The 277-nt window shown below is 63.2% G+C and carries 1 protein-coding gene; it reads left to right on the top strand.

What is annotated here, in order from left to right; translation table 11 throughout:
* Nucleotides 1–20: 20 nt before the first annotated feature.
* Nucleotides 21–277: hypothetical protein (locus tag QP119_RS11545; RefSeq protein ID WP_284776312.1), on the top strand; the 257-nt coding region annotated here is incomplete at its 3' end.

Raw genomic sequence — 277 nt, 5'->3', positions numbered from 1 at the left:
CCCCCGAGGAGACCACCAAGGTGGCTCCCGTCGAGGAATTGCCGAAGCCGACCACCCTGCAGGAAGCGTTGGATGCGGTGAAGGAAGCGAAGGATCAGTACGTGGCTGCTGATGAGGCAGCTAGGGCAGCGCAGAAAAGGGGCGAAGGCATCGACGAAGCCGAGGCAGCTGCGGATGCTGCCTGGAGCGTCTTGCAGGCTGCCCAGAACAATCTTGAGGAGTTCAAGGCGCAGCACCCGGATGCCACGCTCGAACCGGAACCGCAGCCGACGTCTGA

The organism is Corynebacterium frankenforstense (assembly GCF_030211955.1).
Classification (GTDB): domain Bacteria; phylum Actinomycetota; class Actinomycetes; order Mycobacteriales; family Mycobacteriaceae; genus Corynebacterium; species Corynebacterium frankenforstense_A.
Note: the sequence above shows the minus strand (reverse complement) of the source record. Positions and strands in the feature narration are given on the sequence as shown.